The 5070-nt window shown below is 36.6% G+C and carries 6 protein-coding genes; 2 read left to right on the forward strand and 4 right to left on the reverse strand.

What is annotated here, in order from left to right; genetic code table 11:
* Window positions 1-206 precede the first annotated feature (206 nt).
* The 3 genes from RRG12_RS41290 to RRG12_RS41300 form a co-directional block, all read right to left on the reverse strand.
* Window positions 207-395 (reverse strand): hypothetical protein, encoded by a 189-nt coding sequence (locus RRG12_RS41290; RefSeq protein ID WP_069069922.1) that lies wholly within the window; start codon window positions 393-395, stop codon window positions 207-209.
* A 73-nt stretch (window positions 396-468) separates the two neighbouring features.
* A complete protein-coding gene (locus RRG12_RS41295) occupies window positions 469-1458 on the reverse strand; it encodes a cation diffusion facilitator family transporter (protein ID WP_420763167.1) in 990 nt (329 codons plus the stop codon).
* 331 nt (window positions 1459-1789) lie between these two features.
* A complete protein-coding gene (locus RRG12_RS41300) occupies window positions 1790-1960 on the reverse strand; it encodes a hypothetical protein (protein ID WP_176726975.1) in 171 nt (56 codons plus the stop codon).
* A 406-nt stretch (window positions 1961-2366) separates the two neighbouring features.
* Between RRG12_RS41300 and RRG12_RS41305 the strand changes: the two genes are divergently transcribed.
* Together RRG12_RS41305 and RRG12_RS41310 are read left to right on the forward strand one after the other, a co-directional pair.
* Window positions 2367-2654, forward strand: a complete 288-nt coding sequence (locus tag RRG12_RS41305) for a hypothetical protein (protein ID WP_069069927.1) — start codon at window positions 2367-2369, stop codon at window positions 2652-2654.
* A gap of 429 nt (window positions 2655-3083) precedes the next feature.
* Window positions 3084-3596, forward strand: a complete 513-nt coding sequence (locus tag RRG12_RS41310) for a GNAT family N-acetyltransferase (RefSeq protein WP_420763168.1) — start codon at window positions 3084-3086, stop codon at window positions 3594-3596.
* Between the two features lie 82 nt (window positions 3597-3678).
* Here RRG12_RS41310 and RRG12_RS41315 read toward each other — a convergent pair whose 3' ends face one another.
* Window positions 3679-4824, reverse strand: coding sequence for an ISH3 family transposase (locus tag RRG12_RS41315; protein ID WP_420759152.1), 1146 nt, complete (start codon window positions 4822-4824; stop codon window positions 3679-3681).
* Between the last annotated feature and the right edge of the window lie 246 nt (window positions 4825-5070).

Consider the following 5070-nt stretch of genomic DNA (forward strand, 5'->3'; position numbering starts at 1 on the left):
CCAACCCATACCATCGCCAATCATCAGAATCACGTTAATCCCATTACCAGCAGCTAAGGCAGGTCGAATCACAGGATTACCAAATATCAGCATCATGGCAGACAAAAAACTGGCCATAAAAAAGGCCAGAGGTCTCCGGCACTTTCCAAAAAGTGAAATCATTGCAATATCTCTTACAAGTTAATTGAACAAGTCTTAGCAGTTAATTATTGATAAAAATTCGGTTCTAGATGAGTAGTAGCGAAGTCAGAAATCGTCACAGACTCAGTAGAATTCGGTTGAGATGCTATAACTGGTTGTTGGTGTGATATTCCTAAGGAAAGTAGCATTGCAAAAACCAGACCAGATATGAACCAAACTAATGAACGTTTGTACTTTTGCAGTAATGAAATCATTACGGAATCTCCTTGTAAATAAAAGTTTTGGTTGACATTAGTCCCGCTGTGCCGAATTCAAAATTATGATCGGCTAAAGGTTTGAGCGGGATTGATTGGCAGATAACATTAAAGCTAAATCCTGATTTAATAAAGGATTAATAGAAGTTTCTGAGAGGGATTTATAGCTACTGAGTTGCAAAGTCATTTCTGTAATTCCAAAAGTTTTTTGCAGATGAATTTGCAATTTTTGCAAAAGGCGATCGCGCTCATGAATAGTTGCACATTCCACGGTTAAATTCGCGCATAACATCACACTATTGGAATTAATTTTCCAAATATGTAGTTTCTCTACTTGCAATACATTAGGAAAAGATTTGATAAAGATTTCTACTTGATCTGGAGGAATGGATTCTGGCGCATACTCCAAAAATATGTTCAGGCTTTCTTTGACTAAAGGTAAAGCACTTAAACCAATAAAAACAGCAACTACTAAACTAATAGCAGCATCCGCCCACCACCAATGGTAAATATGAATTAATAAGGCAGCAATAATTACACCCACAGAACTTACAGTATCAGCAATTACATGCAGAAATACTCCTTGTAGATTTAAATCATTATGAGTGTGGGGATGAAGCCATTTAATGCTAAATATATTAACGATTAAACCCAAAACTGCAATGAATAACATTGGTAAACCCAAAATTGGTTCTGGATTTTGCCAACGATGAATCGCTTCCCAGATAATAAAGCTGGCGATCGCTATTAAACTAAACCCATTAATTAAAGCTGCAAAAACTTCCAGGCGCTGGTTCCCAAATGTTGCCCTACTTTTAACAGGTTGTTGGGCAAAAATAGTAGCAAGCAACGATATCAATAAAGCTGCCACATCAGCAAGAATATGTCCTGCATCTGCCTGCAAGGATAAACTCCTGCTCCACAAACCTACACTCCATTCTGCAACCAAAAAACCCACCAGTACATACACTGCTATCCACAAAAATTTAGACTTTTGCTGGCACGAAATCATTTTAGGAGAATCATCTGCACAAGAACATTCACACCATTTAAGTGATAGCATTAGGAAAAAATCTTATAGCGTTTCAAAGTAATCTCAATTAGAAAATACATCTTTTTATTTTGAGTATATAGAACTCCTATTTGATTGCATTAAAAAGTTCACTAAATATAAGAGAAATATTAGCTTGAGGCAGTCAGCACTGCTTTAACAGATTTGTCTCTGTCCACCAGACTTTAACAAGCACAGTTTAAATCTAGCAACTTAGTGTCCAGTATAGTATTTTTACTGAAAATTAAAAATTGTATAGCACTAGTACCTGATTTTTTATGTTGCTTTATAGTTGTTTTAAATTATACATAAAAATTTATACAGTATTATCTCGTAGTCTTTTTCAAAAATCAAATCGGATTGCTATAGCTGTAACTACGCTGTAGCCAATCATTTCTAGACGCGTTTGTAAAATCCGGCGGATGCTGGCTTCGTCATCTACTACTAAGATTGTGCCTTTCTCACCTGATAAGTTTCTCAACGCTGTTCCTTTCCAGCGAGAACTTTTAACCATCCATTATCTGCTCATTAGGGAGATCCAATAAATAAATCAGCCCAGCCGTATCAATAATATTTTTGGCAAAACCGAGAGATTTAGGCGCTTTCGCCCTCAAGGCGAAAGCGACGGCTGGGCTGATTTATTCTTGGCAAGTGCCTTAGGAGTCAAAAACGCAAAACAGTATTGACATACAGTCATGAGGAAAGAAGCAATCGCTTAATACTTGCATCTGTGCAACAGATTATGCTGGGGCATCTACCCGAAAACAGATTTGTACACAGTTAATAAATTCTTACAATTTGGGACTCGTATTTCTCATACATTTGGTGTACCTTGTTAATTCTGTGCAAATTATTTATACCTAACTTCTCCCAAATTTACTCATCCAAATTTTGAGCCAATGCCTTTGAAGGAACAGCCAATGAAAACTTCTAATGATACAGATACTAAGAAAATCATCAAAAAATCTGATAAGCTTAGCCTGAGACAGATGAAGCTAATCGAGGAGGCAGAAGACCAACTTCTTCAAGCTAATACTGTCAATTCTACTGCCCCTGTGATTGAGGAAAAGCTAGTAGCGATTCAAGAGCCAAAAGAACCGAACTACATTCCACTACGGGATAATCCCATAGTCCAATCCGTGGGGAAATCAGGTTGGCAGATTTCCGATATTTGGCGGGATATCCGCGTGGATGATTTCTGTAATTGATGGTTGCGAAAAGCAAGCGCCCAGCGTAGCCAAGCGCTTCTGAAATCAAGCTCAAGATTGATGTTCATTCTGATACACACCATGCCAGAATGCGATATTCTAGCGTCTTACAGTTTGAGATACATCTAAATTACCGTTTCAATTGCGAACTTTACCCGCAATTACTCTAGCTGGCAATCGTAGGCTGTGGAGGACGATTGTTGCTTGGCTAGGAGGGGAGGCGATAGCTATAGCAGGGTATATAAGGGTGCAATGCAATCGCAGACGCGCAAATTATCGTAGCTTTTAGCACTTCCCATTATGTTATCTTTTTAACCTTTTTCAACCCCGACTGAGCAAAGAAATTTCACGGTTGAGGATGCTGAGAATAGTTATAAATGTTAGTAAGGTAATATCTTTAAAGCTAAAACAAAGAAGGCGAAATTTCAAATGAACAAAAATGTCTCATTGACCTCTTTTCCAAGGTTAGAGACAGAGCGTCTGTTTTTGCGTCAAGAAACCCCAGAAGATGCTCCTGCTGTTTTTACAGTGTTTTCTGACCCAAAAGTGACTCAATTTCATGACCTTGATACCTTCACGAAACTTGAAGAGGCATTTGGTGTTATTGAGCGCCGGACAAAAAGATTTGAAATCGGGCGTGGAATCCGATGGGGAATTGCGCCTGTGCAAGACAACACCTTAATTGGTTCCTGTGGTTTTACATGGGACACACAAGCAATGAGTGCTGATATAGGTTATGAGCTTGCCAGTGCTTATTGGAGGCAAGGGTTTATGACAGAGGCATTACAAGCTATTCTGCAATTCGGCTTTTCTAAGTGTGGCTTGCAATTTGTTACTGCTGAAGTAATGTTGAATAACATCGCTTCCAAAAAACTATTACTCAAATTCAGTAAATCGCAAAGTTTTTTCCAAGAGAGCGATCGCCAATATTTTGTAACTTGAGATACATTTTCTGCGAAACTATCTTAACCCGTAGGCTGGGATAAATTACTTTTACTTATAGTTAAGCAACTTTTAACGATTGCTAACCCGATGGAATATAAATACCTTTAACACTTCCATATTTGCGCTCAACAACTTGACGTAGAAAAGCTAACATTTGTTTAAGACAGAAAAGGTTACGATAAATTAATCGCCTACCCTTTCGTTTTCGACTAATCTTAAACCAAAGAAGATAAACCCAAATATTGACTAACACAAAAGAAATACCAACATATAATAATCTCAATACGGGCTTCTTATTATTTGTTCTGATTCGACATAGATTTTTTAATCTATAACTGCTTTCAATTCCAAATCTTTTTCGATAATCTTGATGAATGTAAGATAGGTTTATTTTCGACTTATAAACAACATAAGCAAAGTATTCAATACCATGTTGTTTTCTTGTCCCTTTTTTGTATTTGCAGATAATCCATAAGCTAAAGGTAACATTATTATCTTTCTCTTCACCCATTGTGTAAGTAGTTTTATAACTACTTCTGCCTTTAAGAAATTGATTTACACCACCCTTTTTTCCTCTTCTAATCGCTGGCATTATAAAGGGAATATCCAAGGCTTGCAACCACCTGATTACAGCGATACTAAAAAATCCTCTATCCAAATACAGTGTTTTTACATTTACTTTAATAGTCTCAAGTTCAGCTAATAAGTAGGTGATAATGGCAACATTTGTATCTAACCAACGTACTCCTCTAATCGCCAGTGTAATCCGTTTCCCCTTGGTTAATATATATAAAGTTGCATAGGCATAAAAAGAACAAGTTCCTGACTTAGCCTGACTTCTATAAATATAAGGGTCTTCATCACTATCAGGTTTCCCATAGTAAGGAATTAAATTTAAATCAATGGCAATTTTATGATATGCATTTTTAATACGATGAGGAATTCTACTTTTGAGAGCTAAATTGATTTGATTTTCTAGCTGCTCAAAATTATTGATTTTATCTAAGTGATACCTGATATCGCTACCACATGGACTACTATTTAAAACTTTTGTTGTATTCTCAATACTATCTCCACTACTTGCTGCTCTCACTAATATTTCAAATAGAGTTTTCTGATCGCAAACTCCTTGGGTCTCAATAGAAATATTTTCACTTAAACAATCCAGAACTTCGTCAAGGGTTTCTGAATCAGTTAGTGCAAGCTGTTTTGGTAAAGTCGTCAATGGTCATTATTTGGGTGGATGTACATTCTTGATAATTTCAGTTTTTGAACCTCTTTTATTGAATATAAGTTTTAATTATAAAATAGGTATTATTTAGAACTAACTTCTACTGAGTGTCTACTTAGCGATCGCTCTTTAGCAAAACTTTGCGATTTACTGAGATTTATTGTTTGTCACCAGTTGGCTGGAATCTCATGGCTTGTTGCATAATGTTGGCGGGAGAAATAAACTTGCGTCCTTGCTTAA

Source organism: Nostoc sp. CALU 546 (assembly GCF_048836525.1).